Annotated in this window: 2 rRNA genes; both read left to right on the forward strand. The window is 46.1% G+C overall.

The features are described from left to right. Positions 1-333: ribosomal RNA gene (locus LIZ66_RS18335) — 16S ribosomal RNA — on the forward strand; the annotation flags it as partial. Positions 334-401: 68 nt separating this feature from the next. Beyond that, a 5S ribosomal RNA gene (gene rrf, locus LIZ66_RS18340) occupies positions 402-519 on the forward strand. Positions 520-855 lie beyond the last annotated feature (336 nt).

An 855-nucleotide genomic window follows, 5' to 3' on the forward strand; every position in this document is an offset into this window, starting at 1 on the left:
CTTATGATTTGGGCTACACACGTGCTACAATGGCGTAAACAAAGGGAAGCGAACCTGTGAGGGTGGGCAAATCTCAAAAATAACGTCCCAGTTCGGACTGCAGTCTGCAACTCGACTGCACGAAGCTGGAATCGCTAGTAATCGCGGATCAGAATGCCGCGGTGAATACGTTCCCGGGTCTTGTACACACCGCCCGTCACACCATGGGAGTCAGTAACGCCCGAAGTCAGTGACCTAACCGCAAGGGAGGAGCTGCCGAAGGCGGGACCGATGACTGGGGTGAAGTCGTAACAAGGTAGCCGTATCGGAAGGTGCGGCTGGATCACCTCCTTTCTAGGGAAGAAGTAGAGAAGAAAAATGTGTTTTACTGTTGAGTTATCAAGGAAAGACAATTAAATATTTCCGGTGTCGATGCGCTTAGGGGAAACACCCGTTCCCATCCCGAACACGACGGTTAAGACCTAAGCGGCCGATGGTACTGCATTGGAGACGATGTGGGAGAGCAGGTGGGCGCCGGATCAAAGAAAAAAACAAGTGAGGAACTTGTTCATATAGAAACAGACACCGGTAAGTGAGTTCTGTCGGAAACAGAACGGTAAAAGGCGAAGATCGAGAGACTGGTGTTAACCCGATCAGCAGGGAAGTGCTGTTATGATAACTGGTTTTACCAGTGATTAGAGGTTTTAAATGGAAGATATCTGATGTTTAAGATTTCTAATGACTGATAAAAATTCAGTCAATAAAGAAACATCATGTACCTTGAAAACTGCATACATGTAAGTATGATGAAAATCATACATCCTTGATACAAACGTTAAAACGTAAGATAGGAAGACATCGATTTAGTCTGTGAGA

The sequence above is a fragment of the Blautia faecis genome (assembly GCF_020554845.1).
GTDB lineage: Bacteria > Bacillota > Clostridia > Lachnospirales > Lachnospiraceae > Blautia_A > Blautia_A faecis.